The organism is Duffyella sp. Ts4 (assembly GCF_051851875.1).
Lineage (GTDB): Bacteria > Pseudomonadota > Gammaproteobacteria > Enterobacterales > Enterobacteriaceae > Duffyella > Duffyella gerundensis.
The window spans coordinates 88,898-106,406 of record NZ_JBLYPN010000014.1 but is presented as its reverse complement, the minus strand read 5'-3'; the positions used below and the strand labels follow the sequence as shown (position 1 = coordinate 106,406).

The window sequence follows — 17,509 nt, the reverse complement described above, 5'->3', positions numbered from 1 at the left end:
GTTGTTCCGTGTCAGTGGAGGCGCATTATAGGGAGTTCCTGACGGGTGACAAGTGTTTATTTGAATTATTTTTCCAAGCGCGTTTTTTTTAAACGAACGTATTAAAAAACAGCAAAACATGCCTGAAATATCGGCAAAACGCCTTTTTTGCACCAGACAAACCTTACTCTTCACGCAGATGCCGGTGCTATGCTTTTACGCACATCACCGGCAGGGCGCAATTTATTGCTTCCGGAAGACAAAAAGGAACGTTAATGATCAAATCTGCACGCAGTATGTCCGGATTGCCATGGATAGCTGCGATGGCCTTCTTTATGCAGGCGCTCGATGCCACCATTCTCAACACTGCTTTACCCGCGATTGCCGTAAGCCTGGAGCGTTCGCCACTGGCGATGCAATCCGCCATCATCAGCTACACCCTGACCGTCGCCATGCTGATTCCGGTGAGTGGCTGGCTCGCCGATCGCTTCGGTACACGTAAGATATTCATTATCGCGGTCACACTGTTCACGCTGGGCTCACTGCTGTGCGCACTGTCCGGCACGCTGGGTCTGTTAGTGGCATCACGTATTATTCAAGGCGTGGGCGGCGCGATGATGATGCCGGTTGCTCGCCTTGCGCTGTTACGTGCCTATCCTCGTAGTGAACTGCTACCGGTACTTAACTTTGTCACCATGCCAGGTCTGGTCGGTCCGATTCTGGGGCCTTTGCTGGGTGGCGTGATGGTGACCTATCTGACCTGGCACTGGATTTTCCTCATTAATATCCCGATCGGTATTCTTGGGATTATCTATGCGCGCAAATATATGCCGGATTTCACCACGCCAAAGCGACGTTTCGACCTGGCGGGCTTTTTGATGTTTGGCATCAGCCTGGTAATGATTTCTGTGGGGATCGAACTGTTTGGTGAGCGCATTGTGTCGGGCTGGCTGGCATCAGCCGTTTTAGCCGGCGGCGTTGTTTTATTGCTTCTTTATATACAGCACGCACGGCGCCATCCTTTTCCGCTGATTGGCCTGCCCATTTTCAGGACCCGCACCTTCTCGGTCGGTATCATCGGTAACATTGCCTCCCGTCTCGGTACCGGCTGCGTGCCGTTCTTAATGCCGCTGATGTTACAGGTAGGATTTGGGTATTCCGCGATCATTGCAGGCTGCATGATGGCACCCACGGCGGTGGGTTCTATTCTGGCCAAGTCTACGGTTACGCAGGTGCTGCGCTGGTTTGGCTACCGTAAAACGCTGGTTGGCATCACCATCTTTATTGGCGTGATGATTATGAGTTTTGCGCTGCAGTCTCCCGGCGCCAGTATTGCACTGATGGTCGCACCGCTTTTTATTCTGGGTATGGCGATGTCAACACAGTTCACCGCGATGAACACTATTACGCTGGCTGATGTAACGGATGAGAATGCCAGCAGCGGCAACAGCGTGCTGGCGGTAACACAACAGCTATCGATCAGTTTTGGTGTGGCGGTAAGCGCCGCGGTGCTGCGCTTTTATGAGAGTTTTGAAAGCACTACGGTTGATCACTTTCATGCCACGTTCCTGACCATGGGCGTGCTGTCAGTATTCTCAGCCGCAGTGTTCATGCTGCTCAAACCTGGCGATGGACGACACCTTGTTGCGAATCGCGATAAATCGTCGACAAAGCAGGCTAAAAACCGTTAACCGAATGGCGTTCCACCAGCTCCGGCGTCAGCACCAGCGTTTGCTGACTGGCGCCGGGTTCACGCAGACGATGAATCAGCGTATCAATCGCCAGTTCGCCCAGTTCATCTTTAGGCTGGTGAATGGTGGTTAACGGCGGCGTCATGTAGCGCGCCAGTTCAATATCATCGTAGCCGATCACCGCCATGTCCTGCGGAATGCTGAGCCCCGCCTGATACAGGGCATGATAAACCCCCACCGCCATTGCATCGTTACTGGTAAAGACCGCCTGTGGCGGTTGTTCCAGCGACAACAGTTCGCTCATGCCATCAAAACCACCCTGAAACTCGAAGTTCTTTTCCACTATATAGTCAGACGGCACATCCAGCCCGGCGGCGGCCATCGCATTACGGTAACCCTGCAGGCGAAGGCGAGCCGGCGTTTTGTCCTGCGGACCCGCAATGCAGGCGATACGCGTAAAGCCGCGTGAGATCAGGTAATCGGTCGCCATCTCGCCGCCAAGCAGCGAATTGTCCTGAATGATGTCGCTGTTTGCCTCGAAAGGCGCCCAGTCCATCATCACCGTGGGAATAGAAGGATAACGATTCAGGATGTCGGCTGACGGCAGATGACTTTCGGTACACATGATCAGCAGCCCATCCACCCGTTTTTGCAGCAGGGTTTCCAGGCTACGATTCATACGTTCTTCGTCACCAGCGGTATTGCACAGCACCAGGCTGTAGCCGCGCTCGTAACAGCTGTTTTCCACGCCGCGCACCACTTCCGCATAAAACGGGTTGCTGCTGGCGGTTAGCAGCATGCCGATGGTGCGCGTCTGGTTCATCTTCAGGCTGCGCGCCAGAGCGGAAGGTGCATAGTTAAGTTGGCCGATCGCCGACTGCACTTTTTCCCGAACGCCTTCACTGACGAAGCGGTTGTTATTAATGACGTGCGACACCGTTGAGGTTGAAACGCCAGCCATCCGAGCCACATCCTTCATGGTCGCCACGGATTAAACCCGCTCGGCCAGGAAACGATCGATCTCTTCCCGCCACGGCACCGACGGTTGCGCGCCAGAACGAGTGACGGCGATGGCCGCCGCGGCGTGAGCAAAACGCACCGCCTTTGTCATCGGCTGGCCTTCAAGCAGAGCGGTAATAAGCGCGCCGTTAAAGGTATCGCCCGCGGCGATAGTATCGACGGCGGTCACCCTGAAGCCCGCAATGCGCTGCCCTTGTCCCTGCTCACTGAGCCAGACGCCACGGCTGCCCAGCGTAATCAATACGGTCGCAATACCTTTATTATGTAGCCAGCTAGCGGCGCGAGCAGCGTCATCATCGTTTTTAACCGGAATGCCGGTCAGAATTTCCGCTTCGGTTTCATTAGGCGTAATGATATCGATCAGTGACAACAGTTCGTCGCTGAGCGCGGCGGCGGGCGCCGGATTCAGAATAACGTGCGTATCATGCTGACGAGCGATCTGCGCAGCGGCCAGCACGCTCTCCAGCGGAGACTCCAGCTGCATCAACAGCGCCGAGGCAACGCCTATCACCTGTTGGTGTTGCTCCACGCGCTGCGGGGTCAGCGCCGCATTAGCGCCGGCATAAATGCCGATAACATTTTCACCCTCGCCATTGACGAAAATCATCGCCACGCCGGTTGCCATCGCAGGCACCACCGCCACCGGGGCCACATCAATGCGATCGACCGCAAGCTGCTGACGCACCCGCTCGCCGGTATCATCTTCGCCAACACAGGCGATAAACGCGATATCCGCACCTGCCCGACCTGCGGCCACCGCCTGATTCGCCCCTTTACCGCCAAAAGCGATCTGATACTGCTTACCGATCACCGTTTCACCCGGACGCGGAAAGTGCGTCAGATTGAGAATATGATCTGCATTGATGCTGCCGAGCACGGCCAGTTTACCGGTTTTAATCATGGGAGGGTTTTCCAAAAAAGTGCGCCACCATTAACTGGTGGCGCGGTGCCATACTTTTCTTTGTTTTATTTGGTGTCCAGCTTCAGGTCGACCGGAATGATCGCCTGCACTTTTTCACCTTTAAGCACTTTATCAGCGGTCTGCACGCCGATCATGCCAATTTTTTCCGGCATCTGCGCAACGGTTGCTGCCAGCTTGCCTGCTTCAACCGCTTTCACGCCATCGGCGGTGCCGTCAAAACCGACCACCACGACATCAGATTTACCGGCGGTTTGCAATGCACGCAGCGCCCCCAGCGCCATTTCATCATTCTGCGCAAATACCGCCTGCACATCAGGATGTGCCTGCAGCAGGTTCTGCATGACGTTCAGGCCTTTGGTGCGATCGAAGTCAGCAGGCTGGCTGGCAAGGATCTGGAATTTATGCGCATCGGCTGCTTGTTTGAAGCCTTCGCCACGCTCACGGGCTGCTGATGTACCGGCGATGCCCTGCAGCTCAATGATTTTGGCGTTTTCGCCAATTTTTTTGGCAATAAAGTCGCCGGCCATTTTGCCACCGAAACGGTTATCGGAAGCTACGTGGCTAACCACTTCGCCTTTTGCCGCTACGCGGTCGAGGGTGATAACCGGGATTTTAGCCTGATTAGCCATCTTCACGGCGTTGCCAACGGCATCGGAGTCGGTCGGGTTGATCAGCACCAGCTTAGCGCCGCGCACGGTAAGGTCCTGCACGTTGGCCAGCTCTTTAGCCGGGTTATTCTGTGAATCGAGCACCACCAGGTTATAACCCAGCTTGTCCGCTTCTTTCTGTGCGCCATCTTTCAGTGAGACAAAGAATGGGTTGTTCAGCGTGGAAACCACCAGCGCGATGGTATCTTTTGCCATCGCACCCGCGCTCAGGGTTGCGCCAAGAATTACTGCCAGAGCCGTCAGCTTTTTCATGTTCTGTCCTGTGTAGATAAGGTAAGAGGTTATTTACTGCTTTTATTATCCACCAGCACCGCCAGCAGAATTACGGCTGCTTTGACGATCATCTGGTAGTAGGAAGAGACGCCCATCAGATTCAGGCCGTTGTTCAGGAAGCCCAGAATCAGTGCGCCAATCAACGTGCCCATGATGCGACCTTTACCACCCGCGAGGCTGGTTCCGCCCAGTACCACGGCAGCAATTGCATCCAGCTCGTAACCCGTTCCCGCGGTCGGCTGCGCAGAAGAGAGACGCGCCACTTCAATGGTGCCTGCCAGCGCCGCCAGCATGCCCGACAGCGAATAGACGATAATTTTGATGCGGCTGACATTAATCCCGGAAAGGCGGGTTGCCGCCTCGTTGCCGCCTAAAGCATAGATGTAACGGCCAAGGCGCGTATGGTGCAACATGTACCAGGCCAGCAAAAACACGATCGCCATCAACCATACCGGTGTAGGAATACCCAGCGGACGGCCGATACCAAACCAGCCAAACAGATCGGCATTGTCGTTGAAGCCGGTATTAACCGGGCTACCGTCGGTGTAAACCATGGTCACGCCGCGCAGCAACAACATCATTACCAGCGTAGCGATAAAAGCCTGCACTTTGCCTTTGGCGACAATGGTGCCGGTCAGCGCCCCGATGGCCGCGCCAAGCGCCAGAGAAGCCACCACGGCCACCAGCGCATTCACCTCAAGACCAACAATCGACGCCGCAACCGCACCGGTCAGCGCCAGCAGCGACCCGACTGAAAGATCGATGCCGGATGTCAGGATCACCAGCGTCATGCCGACCGCCATAATGGCGTTTACCGACGTCTGCTGCAGAATGTTGAACAGGTTTGGCAGAGTAAAGAAATTCGGGCTCTGACTGGCGACCACGGCGATAAGAATCAGCAGCGCAATCAGCGATTTCTGCTCCAGCAGCCAGGCTTTGCTGAACCAGCGACGGCTGGCCGGTAAGGTTTGAGTACTCATAAATGCGCCAACTCCTCGCTGGATTGCTTACCGACCGCCGCCGCCATCAAGGCTTCCTGCGTGGCCTGCTCAATTGTGAATTCACCGCTCAGATGACCTTCGTGCATCACCAGAATACGATCGCTCATGCCGAGCACTTCCGGCATTTCGGATGAGACCAGAATGATGCTCAGTCCTTCCTGTTTGAACTGGTTAATCAGCTGATAGATCTCTTTTTTCGCGCCTACATCGACGCCGCGCGTCGGTTCATCAAGAATCAGCACTTTTGGCCGGGTCATTAAGCCACGGGCAATGGCAACTTTCTGCTGATTACCGCCGGATAACAGACCAATGGGCTGATCCATTGACGGCGTTTTAACGTTGAATAAACGAATAAAATCGCCCACTGCCAGCTGTTCAGCCGCGTGCTTTAATCCGCGACCATGGCTGAAATAGCGCAGCGCGGTGAGGGACATGTTCTCTTTGACCGACATGCCGAGCACCAGCCCGTCGCGCTTACGATCTTCAGAGATGTAAACGATGCCGTTTGCCAGGCCATCCTGCGGCGCGCGCACCTGCACAACGCGGCCGTCGAGCGTGACTTCGCCCTGCGTACGTGGCAAGGCGCCGTACAGCACTTTCATCAGTTCGGTTCGGCCAGCGCCCATCAGTCCGGCAACGCCGAGGATTTCCCCTTTGCGTAGCTCGAAGCTGACATTCTCCACGCCAGAACCGCTGAGGTTTTTAACCCGCAGACGGACGTCGCCCGGTGCCTGGTTAAGCCGTGGATACTGATCTTCCAGCTTACGGCCCACCATCATTTCAATTAGCGACGCTTCCGTCATGTCGCTCACTGCGCGCTCAGCAATAAACTGACCGTCGCGGAACACGGTAACGTCATCGCAAATTTCAAAAATCTCTTTCATGCGATGCGAGATATAAACGATGCCGCAGCCCTGCGCTTTCAGTTCATTAATGACGCGAAACAGGGAAACCGTTTCGGTATCGGTCAGCGCATCGGTCGGTTCATCCATGATGATCACTTTCGACTCGAAGCTGAGCACCTTGGCAATCTCAACCATTTGCTGATCGCCAATCGACAAATCGCCCACCAGCCGGTGGCTATTGAAACGCAGGTTCAGGCGTTGCAGCAGCTTATCCGCCTCGGCGTACATTTTTTTCCAGTCGATACGACCAAAATGCCCGGTGAATTCGCGGCCAAGAAAAATATTCTCGGCGATGGTCAGCTGAGGAATCAGGTTCAGTTCCTGATGAATAATGCCGATACCTGCTTCCTGAGACGCTTTTGGCCCGCTGAAGCTCACTTCATCACCCAACCACTTCAGCGATCCGGCATCACGGCTATAAATACCGGTCAGCACCTTCATCATGGTGGATTTGCCGGCGCCGTTTTCGCCCACCAGCGCCATCACCCGGCCGCCATAGACGGAAAGCGAGGCGCCGTTAAGCGCCTTCACGCCAGGAAAGGCTTTTTCGATGCCGGTCAGTTGCAGTAAAGGTTGCATAGCTGCCTCAAAAGGTGACGCCAGCGCCGAGAATGACATTGGCATAAGGAGAACACTCTCCGCTGCGAATGACCGCCTGGCTCTGTCGGGTGCGTTGCTTAAACGCATCATGCGGAATGTATTCAATGGCGATGATATTGCCCTGGCGCTGTTGCAGTTTTTCCAGCTGCGCCAGCATAGCCTGATGAAGCGCAGCGTTATGCTGTTTCACCTCTTCGGCCAGCACCGCATGCTCAACCTGCATCTCTTCGCTGACCGTTTCCAGCACCTGCATAAACGACGGAATACCGTGTGTCAGGGCTAAGTCGATGCGTAGCGGCCCCTGTGGAATGGGCAAGCCGGCATCGCCGATGGTCACCGTATCGGTATGACCGAGCTGTGCGATAACTGCTGACACCACAGAGTTAAGTAACGGGCCTTTTTTCATGTTTCACTCCCAAGCGAAACGTTTCGCTGGCGGCAGTGTGGAAAAAATGCGACGGGAAGACAACGAGGAGATGATGGAAATGTGATCGCTATCGAAACGTTTCGCTCACGGCGGAGGAAATTTGTTTTAGGGGTTAAAACGGGCTGCCTGGCAGCAGCCCGCTGGGAAGAATTACTGGATTTTACGGACCTGTTTAACGTCCATCTCAACATTGTTGAAATCTTTATCCAGCTCGCCCTGAATCTCGACTTTGTCGCCGGGTGCCACGTTCTGACCGTTCCAGTGCTTGTTGTCGATCTCGACCTTCAGTGAACCGGTGGCATCGCGGAAGGTATAATCATCCTCACCGACGCGCTCAACGATGTTACCGCGCAGGATAACCCAGCTGTCATCCTTCATGTCCTGTGCCTGTTTTACCGTCACTACGCTACCGCTTGGGCCACTAAAACCGCCTTTTTGCGCGCTGACGCTGGCGGCTGGCTGGCTTGGGTCAACAAAACCGCCCTGTTGTGCGGCTAATACTGGCGTCGAAGCCAGAGCAACAATTGCGAGAAGGGCTGCATGCTTTTTCATTGTGTCACCTCTTGTCCGTGAATGTGTTTGCGTTACAGAGCTAAGTAAAGCATGCAGTTCTTAACAGCTTCTTAAGGAGTAAAGTCGCGGTAAATTTTTTTGTGAAAACGCGAAAAATGCCGTTTTTTAGCGCAACTGCCTGTACAAGCGCGGACGCGCTTGCGTATAACTCGCTCCATGCAGGAGGAAAGCATGCGCATATTATTAATTGAAGATGATCCGCTGATTGGCGATGGATTACGGGCAGGGCTGGCAAAGCTGGGTTTCAGCATCGACTGGTTTACCGGCGGCAAAGCGGGTCAGCAGGCGTTGGCGGCGGCACCCTATGATGCAGTGATTTTGGATCTCAGCCTGCCGGAAACCGACGGTCTGGATATTTTGCGCCACTGGCGCCAGCAGGGCGCTGACGTACCGGTGCTGATTCTCACCGCGCGCGATGCGCTGGAAGATCGGGTTACTGGCCTGCAGCGCGGTGCCGATGACTATCTCTGTAAGCCTTTTGCGCTGGCGGAAGTGGCTGCACGTTTGCAGGCGCTGATTCGCCGCCGTCATGGTCAGCTGCAACCCACGCTCACACACGGCGCAGTGACGCTCGAACCCGGCACACATACCGCCACGCTTTACGGCGAGCCGTTGACCCTGAAAAGTCGGGAACTCGCCCTGCTGGAACTGTTTCTGCTGAATGCGGGACGGGTGTTAACGCGGGCGCAGCTGGAGGAGAAGCTCTACAGCTGGGAGCAGGATCTCTCCAGCAATGCCGTTGAAGTGCACATCCATCATCTGCGGAAAAAGATTGGCAGCACCTTTATCCGCACCGTACATGGCGTCGGCTACACGCTGGGAGAAGCGCCGTGAGTTTACGCACGCGCTTAATGGCCGGCTTTATTCTGCTTACGCTACTGGGCTGGAGTGCCGCCAGCCTGCTCGCCTGGCAACAGACGCGTCATACCATCAATGAACTGTTTGATACGCAACAGATGCTGTTCGCCAAACGGCTGATCGCCCTTAATCCCGATAGCCTCGATACGCAAACCACGCGACTGCCAAAAACTAAAACGCTGCTGCACGATCATCGCGGCGCACAGGAAGACGATGCGCTGGCTTTTGCCATCTTCAGCCGCGACGGCAGGATGGTGCTCAATGACGGTGAGAATGGCAAAGATATCATTTTCAATTATTCACGCGATGGCTTTACCGACGGCAAACTGCGCGGCGATGACGATCGCTGGCGGCTGCTGTGGCTGACATCGCCCGATAAACGCACGGTCGTCGCCGTGGGCCAGGAGTGGGAATATCGCCAGGACATGAGCCGCGATCTGGTTCAGAGCAATATTACGCCGTGGCTGGTGGTATTGCCGGTGTTAATTGCGCTGTTGTTGTGGCTGATTACCCGCGAACTGGCACCGCTGAAGCGCATTACCGCTCAGCTGGTACAGCGCGCACCGGATGACAGTACGCCGCTGGCAACGCCAGAGCTGCCAGCCGAAGTCAGGCCGATGGTCAACGCACTCAATCAGCTGTTTGCCCGTATCAATGCGCTGTTAACCCGCGAACGCCGTTTCACCGCCGATGCGGCCCACGAACTACGCAGCCCGCTGGCTGCGCTGAAAGTACAGACGGAAGTGGTTCAGCTGGCGCATGACGATCCGGTGATGCGTGAACATGCCCTGCATAACCTGACCAGCGGTATCGATCGCGCCACCCGGCTGGTGGATCAGCTGCTCACACTTTCCCGACTGGACGACGAGAGCGGCCTGCCAGAATGCGAAGCGATCGATTTGCGCCTGCTGTTGCAACAGGCGGTGATGGATCACGATGCGAAGGCTTACCAGGCGGGCATGGCGCTTGCTGTTGAAGCTCCGGTGGCGGTAACGATGTCAGGACAGCCGTTGTTGCTGGCATTACTGCTGCGCAATCTCATCGACAATGCCATTCGTTACGCACATCCCGCCGATCGTATTACGCTTACTTTGGGCAGTCGGCATCTTCAGGTGGCGGATAATGGACCGGGCGTGGATGCGGAGGCACTGACGCGTCTGGGCGAGCGGTTTTACCGTCCACCGGGTCAGGTTAAATCAGGCAGTGGGCTGGGGTTATCGATCGTTCATCATATTGCACAGCTCCACGGCATGCGGATGCAGTGTGCCAATGCGGCCAGCGGCGGTTTTGTGGTCACGCTGAGCTGGTAATAAAAAGGGCGACATTGCGTCGCCCTTGTTTTTAAATCTCTACCTGCGTGCCCAGCTCAATCACGCGATTTGGCGGGATCTCAAACTGATCCGGCGCGCGCAGGGCATTACGCTGCAGCGCCATGAAAAGTTTGCCGCGCAGCCGCAAATACCATGGCCGTTTGCCGATGATCAGCGATTCGTGCGACATAAAGAACGACGTTTCCATCATCCGGCAGTTCAATCCTTCCAGCCCGCAGCGATGAAAAATCTCTTCCATATTGGGCGTTTCGCGCCAGCCATAACTTGCCACCACACGCCAGAACGTTGGGGAGAGCTGCTCAATCGCTACGCGACGTAAATTATGCACGTAAGGCGCATCTTCCGTGCGCAGGGTCAACAGCACCACGCGCTCGTGCAGCACCTTGTTATGTTTGAGGTTGTGCAGCATGGCAAACGGAATAACGTTTAGCGCACGCGACATATACACCGCGGTGCCGGGCACGCGTACCGGCGGCGATTTCTCCAGTGAGGTGATCATCGCATCCAGCGAATTGCCGTGTTCATGCATACGGCGCAGCAGGCGGAAACGCTCGCTTTTCCAGGTGGTCATAATGATAAACATCACCAGTCCCAGACAGAGCGGCAGCCAGCCACCGGAGAAAATCTTCACCAGGTTTGCGGAGAACAGCGGCACATCGATACAGAGCAGCACCACCAGAATCAGACCCACGGCCGCCCGATTCCAGTGCCAGTTTTTCACCGCCACCGTGCAGGAGAGCATGGTGGTCAGCACCATGGTACCGGTCACGGCAATACCGTAAGCGGCAGCCAGGTTGCTGGAGTGCTCGAAACTGATAATGACGATAAGCACGGCAAAATAGAGCACCCAATTGATGATCGGGATGTAAATCTGTCCGGCCTCTTTTTCCGACGTGTAAATAATGCGCATCGGCGGCAGATAGCCGAGACGCACCGCCTGGCGGGTCAGGGAAAACACACCTGAAATAACCGCCTGCGAGGCGATTACCGTGGCCAGCGTGGCGAGGATCAGCATCGGAATCAACGCCCAGTCAGGCGCCAACAGAAAGAAGGGGTTTTTGATCGCTTCAGGATGGGTAAGCAGCAGCGCGCCCTGACCAAAGTAATTCAGTATCAGCGAAGGCAGCACCACGCTAAACCAGGCGACGCGGATGGGCAATTTGCCGAAGTGGCCCATATCGGCATAAAGCGCTTCAACGCCGGTAATCGACAGCACCACCGCGCCCAGCGCAAAGAAGGAGACGGTCTTATATTCGACAAAGAAATGGAACGCCCACCACGGATTGAGCGCCTGCAGCACCGTTGGGTTATCCATAATGCCGCGAATACCCAACACCGCCAGCACCAGAAACCAGAGCAACATTACCGGAGCAAACAGCTTGCCCACCAGCCCGGTGCCCTGCTTCTGAATCATAAACAGAAAGGTCAGTACGGCTACCGAGAGCGGTACAATCCAGGCATCCAGCGAAGGCGCAGCAATTTCCAGCCCTTCCATGGCGGACATCACCGAAATTGCCGGGGTGATCACCACTTCACCATAGAAGAAACTGCCGCCGATCAGTCCCATAATCACCAGCAGCGCGGTGGTACGAGCACCGGTATGGCGTCCCGCCAGCGACATCAGCGTCAAAATACCGCCTTCACCGGCGTTATCGGCACGCATCACATAACTGATGTATTTCAGCGACACCACGATGATCAACAGCCAGCTAATCAGCGACAGAAAGCCCAGAATGGCATCGTGCTCAACCCCGAAACCAAACTGGCCGGAGAGACATTCGCGTAAGGTGTAAAGCGGGCTGGTGCCAATGTCACCATATACCACGCCGATGGCAGCCAGAGTGACGGCTGCGAGGGGCTGTTTTTTATCCGAGCTCATAGGATTTGTCTTGTGTTGGGCGGCGCCAAAAAGAGCACAGTATGCACGATTTACATGAAAAGCCTATCCCTGCAACGAGGCTGCATCGCGTCGGCTCACCCTTTCAGGATAAAAAAGCTGACTGCAATCAACTCTTTCAAGCATGATAGCCGATAGTGTGTGCGCTGGCGAAAAGCAGCTTAAATCGGTTTACAGGATGATTTGTGATTATGGCCCAACCTCATTTACTGGCTGAACGAATTTCGCGCCTCAGCAATGCGTTAGAGAAAGGATTGTATGAGCGTCATCATGCGATACGTCTCTGCCTGCTGGCCGCCCTGAGTGGCGAAAGCGTCTTTCTGCTTGGCCCGCCAGGCATTGCCAAAAGCCTCATCGCGCGCCGCCTAAAATATGCCTTTCAGCATGCGCGGGCGTTTGAATATTTAATGACGCGCTTTTCCACGCCAGAAGAGGTGTTTGGTCCACTGTCGATTCAGGCGCTAAAAGACGAAGGGCGTTATCAGCGGCTGACCAAAGGCTATTTGCCCGACGCAGAGATCGTTTTTTTGGATGAGATTTGGAAAGCCGGGCCAGCGATTCTTAACACCTTGCTGACCGCCATTAACGAACGCCGCTTTCGCAACGGCGACTGCGAAGAGCGCATCCCAATGCGCCTGCTGGTTACCGCATCAAACGAGCTGCCCGAGGCAGACAGCGGCCTGGAAGCGCTTTACGATCGCATGCTGATTCGGCTCTGGCTCGATAATGTGCACGAAAAGCAGAATTTCCGCAGTATGTTGACGCATCAGCAGGATGAAAACAGCAATCCGGTGGCCGATTCGCTCTGCATCAGCGATGAGGAATACCATGAATGGCAGCTGGGCATTGCCAAAGTGGCGCTGCCTGATAACGTTTTCGAGTTGATTTATCAGCTACGCCAGCAGCTCGAAAAGCAGCCCGACGCTCCCTACATTTCTGACCGCCGCTGGAAAAAAGCGATCCATCTACTGCAGGCCTGTGCATTTTATAGCGGACGTCAGGCGATTGCGCCGGTCGATCTGATCCTGTTGAAAGATTGCCTGTGGCACGATCTCGCCTCGATGAAAATGCTGGATCGCGAAATCGATGCGTTGATCTGCCAGCAGGCGTGGCAGCAGCAGGCGATGCAGCTGAAAATTCAGCAGATCACCGCGCGTCGGCTAAGCCTGCAGCAGCAAAAGAACAGCGAACTGGCGATTCGCCTGGAAAAACATGGCGGCATGTTCAGCCGTAAACCGCATTACGACCTGCCTGCCGCCCTGGCTGGCGAACAGATTACGCTGATGCTGCAACAGCCGTTGACGCTACATGATATGCAGGTAAGCCATATTGAGCTCAGTCAGGACGCGCTGACGCACTGGCTGCAAAAGCACGGCGACATTCGCGGCAAGCTTAACGGCATCGGTTTTGCGCAGGTGCTGGATATGCAGGTCGATAGCCAGGATTATCTGGTTATTCGGGATCTCAGCCTGCAGGCTTCACGGCTGACGCTCCCCGGCGCGGCCGATAATCGCGATCTGCCGGAAGAGATCGTCACCGCGCTGGAAGAGCTGGAAAGTCAGCTACGCATGCAGCGCGCGCAGTTCAGTCAGCATCAGCGTTGTTTGTTTATCAGTGATGACTGGCTGGCACGCATTGAAAACAGCTTGCAGGACGTGGCAGAACAGCTGAAAAAGGCGCGCCAGTGATCTCGCTCGATACGCTCAGCGCACTGTTGGCAGTAGGTGAAGGCGAGCTTATCGAAGAGTTGATTATTGCGTTATTAGCCTCGCCGCAGCTGGCGCTGTTTTTTGAAAAGTTTCCCCGCATGAAGCAGGCCATGCTGCGCGATGTGCCGCGCTGGAAAAGCGAAATTCTTGAGCATCTGAAAAGCACGCCGGTGCCGCCTGCGCTGGAGCAGGAGTTCAGCCTGTTCCAGCATGCTCAGCTGCTGAGTAGCGAGCAGTTCTGCCAGCAGTTGCCCTCGCTGTTGAAGCAGCTGGCAGCGTTGCCGTCGCCTTTTTATGATCAGGCCTCACAGCTGATTGGCCATAGCGATGCGCTGCTGCTGAGTCATGCACAACACACCTTATTTCTGCAGCGCTGGCGACTGAGCCTGACGTTGCAGACGCTGACGCTGAATCAGCAGCTGTTGGAAGCAGAGCGTGAAAAGCTGCTGGCGGAACTGCAGCAGCGGCTGGCCATGAGCGGCCAATTGTCACCCGTGCTGGCGGACGATGACGAAGCCGCTGCGGGCCGGCTGTGGGATATGAGTAGTTCAACCTTACAACGCGGCGATTATCAGCTCATCGTGCAATATGGCGATTTCCTGGCGCAACAGCCGGAGCTGATGAAGCTGGCGCAGCAGCTGGGTCGCAGCCGTGAAGCCAAATCCGTGCCGACGCCGGATGCGCCGCTGGAAGAGCATCATGCCTGGGTGCGCGAGCCGGAATCGGTGCCGGAAGAGGTCAACGGCATCCATCAAAGCGCCGATGTTATGCGGCTATTGCCGCCTGAACTGGCCACGCTGGGCATCAGCGATCTTGAGCTGGAGTTTTATCGGCGGCTGGTGGAGAAACGCCTGCTCACCTATCGCTTGCAGGGCGATGCCTGGCACGATCATGTTTCCCTGCGCCCAGTTAGCCACCAGCAGCACGAAGAGCAGCCACGCGGGCCTTTTATTGTTTGTGTCGATACTTCAGGCTCCATGGGCGGCTTTAACGAACGCTGTGCCAAAGCCTTTTGTCTGGCGCTGCTCAAGGTGGCGCTGGCCGACAAACGACGCTGCTACATTATGCTGTTCGCGCAGGATGTGATTGGCTACGAGCTGACCGGCGACAACGGCATGGAACAGGCGATCCGTTTTCTCAGTCAGCGCTTTCGCGGCGGCACTAACCTGGCGGCCTGCCTGGAAGCCATTCTCCGCCGGCTGGCCGAACCTGCCTGGCACGATGCCGATGCGGTCATTCTGTCTGATTTTATTGCGCAGCGCCTGCCGGATAGCGTCATCGCCGCGGTTAAATCCAGTCAGCAACAGCAGCAACAGCGCTTTCATGCGGTGGCCATGTCAGCCCACGGTAAGCCGGGCATTATGCGTATTTTCGATCATATCTGGCGCTTTGATACTGGCCTGAAGAGCCGCCTGCTCCGTCGCTGGAAACGTTGAGTCATACGCATTTCACGCTTCTTTGCTACAGTTTACCGTTACGCTTGTAGCCATTTGGCACCAGGAGCATAACGTGACGTCACTACAGTACCATTCTGATAACGCTTTACCTGCACCCACCCGCACGCTTTTACTGAGCGGCACTGACCCGGAACAAAAACGCCAACAGCTGCTCGATTACTTCACGCAAACATGGACGCTGTACGAGAGCCTGTTTGATTGCCTGGCGGACGAACAAGCCTATTTCAACAAGGCGATTTCGCTGCGCCACCCGCTGATCTTCTATTACGGCCATACCGCGACCTTCTATATCAACAAGTTGATGGCGGGACGCTATATCGATCGGCGCATTGACGATCGTATCGAAGCCATTATGGCGATCGGCGTGGATGAGATGAGCTGGGATGATTTGAACGACAGCCATTACAGTTGGCCGAGCGTGGCCGAAGTCCGTGATTATCGTAACAACGTGTTTGCGTTAGTCAGCGAGGTGATTCGCACCCTACCGTTAACGTTGCCGATCGACTGGCATAGCCCGGCCTGGGTGATTCTGATGGGCATTGAGCATGAGCGTATTCATCTGGAGACCTCCAGCGTATTAATACGTCAGCTGCCGATCGAGTGGGTAAAACCGCAGCCGCACTGGCCAGCCTGTCCGCAAGCGCGCCATCAGCGTGATGCGGTACCGCATAACAGTTTGGTGTCGCAGGCCGGTGGCCGCGTGAGTCAGGGTAAAACCGATGACACCTACGGCTGGGATAATGAATACGGCACGCTGCACAGCGATGTGGCGCCCTTCAGTGCCAGTAAAATGCTGGTCAGCAACGCTGAGTTTTTCGAGTTTGTTACCGCTGGCGGCTATCAAAATGAAACGTGGTGGGATGGCGAAGGCTGGCGCTGGTGTCAGTTCGCTAAAGCCGACAAGCCAACGTTTTGGGTCGGTGATATCGCCCATCCTAACGCGCTGCGTTTACGCCTGCTGACCGAAGAGGTCACAATGCCGTGGGACTGGCCTGCCGAGGTAAATCAACTGGAAGCCGCCGCTTTCTGCCGCTGGAAAGCTGAAGTGACCGGTGAGCCGGTGCAGTTGCCGAGCGAAGCAGAATGGACCTTTCTTCGCGACAGCCTCGACAGCGATCAGACCAACTGGTCACGGGCACCAGGCAATATCAATCTGGAATACTGGGCTTCATCCTGTGCGGTTGACCGTTTTCAGCAGGGTGAACTGTACGATGTGATCGGAAATGTCTGGCAGTGGACCACAACGCCCATCAGCGGCTTTGAGGGCTTTCGTGTTCATCCGCTCTATGATGATTTTTCCACGCCGACCTTTGATGGTCAGCACAACATCATCAAAGGCGGCAGCTGGATTTCCACCGGTAATGAAGCCCTGAAATCCGCGCGCTACGCATTCCGCCGCCACTTCTTTCAGCATGCGGGCTTCCGATACGTCGTTTCGCAGCATAAAGAAGTGGCAAAGCTTAATCCGTATGAAACCGACAGCATGGTGTCGCAGTATCTCGATTTTCAGTATGGTCCGGACTACTTCGGCGTCGACAACTATGCCACCGCGCTGGTAGATATTGCCTTACAACACAGCAAAAAACGCGGCCGCGCCCTCGACATTGGCTGCGCCACCGGTCGGGCCAGTTTTGAGCTTGCCCGCCATTTCGATCGGGTTGTCGGCATGGATTACTCGGCGCGCTTTATTGATGTCGCGTTGCAGCTAACCAGCGGCGATGAGTTTCGTTATGTGGTGCCGGAAGAGGGCGATTTGGTGGAGTACCGTCAGGTCAGCCTGAAAGCACTCGATCTGAATGTGGAGCAAGCGCGGCGCATCAGCTTTTTACAGGGCGATGCCTGTAATCTGAAACCGCAGGCGGATCACTATGATCTGGTGCTGGCGGCTAACCTGATCGATCGCCTGCGCCAGCCCGCGCGCTTTTTGCAGGATGTTACCCCAATGATCGTCTCAGGCGGGCTACTGGTGATCGCCTCGCCTTATACCTGGCTGGAAGACTACACGCCAAAAGAGAACTGGCTGGGCGGTATCCGCGAGAACGGCGAAGCGCTGACCACGCTGCAGGCGCTACAAAGAATGCTGGCTGAAGATTTTGAACAGCTGGCGGCGCCGCGTGATGTGCCATTCGTGATTCGTGAGACCGCGCGTAAGTTCCAGCATAGCGTTGCCCAGGTCACGCTGTGGCGTAAGCGTTAAT

14 protein-coding genes are annotated in these 17,509 nt (G+C 55.6%); 6 read left to right on the top strand and 8 right to left on the bottom strand.

Annotated features, from left to right (window positions below; all coding sequences use genetic code 11):
* Window positions 1-254: 254 nt before the first annotated feature.
* On the top strand, window positions 255-1,670 hold the full coding sequence (gene mdtD, locus ACJY2L_RS17025; protein WP_439213917.1) for a multidrug transporter subunit MdtD: 1,416 nt from the start codon (window positions 255-257) through the stop codon (window positions 1,668-1,670).
* Here mdtD and rbsR read toward each other — a convergent pair.
* The 7 genes from rbsR to ACJY2L_RS16990 all read right to left on the bottom strand — a co-directional run bounded on the left by rbsR (window position 1,657) and on the right by ACJY2L_RS16990 (window position 8,038).
* Window positions 1,657-2,658: a ribose operon transcriptional repressor RbsR gene (gene rbsR / locus ACJY2L_RS17020; RefSeq protein WP_368733610.1), complete on the bottom strand. Its 1,002-nt coding sequence runs from the start codon at window positions 2,656-2,658 to the stop codon at window positions 1,657-1,659. The two genes, mdtD and rbsR, sit on opposite strands and share 14 nt — an antisense overlap.
* A gap of 3 nt (window positions 2,659-2,661) precedes the next feature.
* A complete protein-coding gene (gene rbsK / locus ACJY2L_RS17015; protein ID WP_439213919.1) occupies window positions 2,662-3,591 on the bottom strand; it encodes a ribokinase in 930 nt (309 codons plus the stop codon).
* A 65-nt stretch (window positions 3,592-3,656) separates the two neighbouring features.
* The gene (rbsB, locus tag ACJY2L_RS17010) at window positions 3,657-4,532 is read right to left on the bottom strand and encodes a ribose ABC transporter substrate-binding protein RbsB (RefSeq protein WP_067426504.1); all 876 of its coding nucleotides are present in this window, start codon (window positions 4,530-4,532) and stop codon (window positions 3,657-3,659) included.
* A gap of 29 nt (window positions 4,533-4,561) precedes the next feature.
* A complete protein-coding gene (gene rbsC / locus ACJY2L_RS17005; protein WP_187487148.1) occupies window positions 4,562-5,533 on the bottom strand; it encodes a ribose ABC transporter permease in 972 nt (323 codons plus the stop codon).
* Window positions 5,530-7,038, bottom strand: a complete 1,509-nt coding sequence (rbsA, locus tag ACJY2L_RS17000) for a ribose ABC transporter ATP-binding protein RbsA (RefSeq protein WP_067435013.1) — start codon at window positions 7,036-7,038, stop codon at window positions 5,530-5,532. Before rbsA ends, rbsC begins: the two co-directional genes overlap by 4 nt.
* Before the next feature lie 7 nt (window positions 7,039-7,045).
* Window positions 7,046-7,465 carry a D-ribose pyranase gene (gene rbsD / locus ACJY2L_RS16995; RefSeq protein ID WP_067426498.1) on the bottom strand — a complete coding sequence of 140 codons (420 nt, stop codon included), beginning with the start codon at window positions 7,463-7,465 and terminating at the stop codon, window positions 7,046-7,048.
* Between the two features lie 171 nt (window positions 7,466-7,636).
* Complete coding sequence (locus ACJY2L_RS16990; protein WP_439213921.1) at window positions 7,637-8,038, bottom strand: YgiW/YdeI family stress tolerance OB fold protein; 402 nt, start codon at window positions 8,036-8,038, stop codon at window positions 7,637-7,639.
* Between the two features lie 192 nt (window positions 8,039-8,230).
* Here ACJY2L_RS16990 and qseB point away from each other — a divergent pair, with 192 nt between their 5' ends.
* Together qseB and qseC are read left to right on the top strand one after the other, a co-directional pair.
* Window positions 8,231-8,893: a quorum sensing response regulator transcription factor QseB gene (gene qseB / locus ACJY2L_RS16985; protein WP_187488849.1), complete on the top strand. Its 663-nt coding sequence runs from the start codon at window positions 8,231-8,233 to the stop codon at window positions 8,891-8,893.
* Window positions 8,890-10,227 carry a quorum sensing histidine kinase QseC gene (qseC, locus tag ACJY2L_RS16980; protein WP_439213922.1) on the top strand — a complete coding sequence of 446 codons (1,338 nt, stop codon included), beginning with the start codon at window positions 8,890-8,892 and terminating at the stop codon, window positions 10,225-10,227. The genes qseB and qseC overlap by 4 nt, the downstream gene beginning before the upstream one ends.
* 31 nt (window positions 10,228-10,258) lie before the next feature.
* Here the strand turns inward: qseC and kup are convergent, their stop codons facing one another.
* On the bottom strand, window positions 10,259-12,127 hold the full coding sequence (gene kup / locus ACJY2L_RS16975; protein ID WP_439213923.1) for a low affinity potassium transporter Kup: 1,869 nt from the start codon (window positions 12,125-12,127) through the stop codon (window positions 10,259-10,261).
* A gap of 209 nt (window positions 12,128-12,336) precedes the next feature.
* On the opposite strand from kup, the gene ravA reads away from it, so the two are divergent.
* The 3 genes from ravA to ovoA all read left to right on the top strand — a co-directional run bounded on the left by ravA (window position 12,337) and on the right by ovoA (window position 17,508).
* Complete coding sequence (gene ravA / locus ACJY2L_RS16970) at window positions 12,337-13,833, top strand: ATPase RavA (protein WP_439213924.1); 1,497 nt, start codon at window positions 12,337-12,339, stop codon at window positions 13,831-13,833.
* On the top strand, window positions 13,830-15,290 hold the full coding sequence (gene viaA, locus ACJY2L_RS16965) for an ATPase RavA stimulator ViaA (RefSeq protein WP_439213925.1): 1,461 nt from the start codon (window positions 13,830-13,832) through the stop codon (window positions 15,288-15,290). The genes ravA and viaA overlap by 4 nt, the downstream gene beginning before the upstream one ends.
* Before the next feature lie 73 nt (window positions 15,291-15,363).
* Window positions 15,364-17,508 (top strand): 5-histidylcysteine sulfoxide synthase, encoded by a 2,145-nt coding sequence (gene ovoA / locus ACJY2L_RS16960; RefSeq protein WP_439213926.1) that lies wholly within the window; start codon window positions 15,364-15,366, stop codon window positions 17,506-17,508.
* Window position 17,509 lies beyond the last annotated feature (1 nt).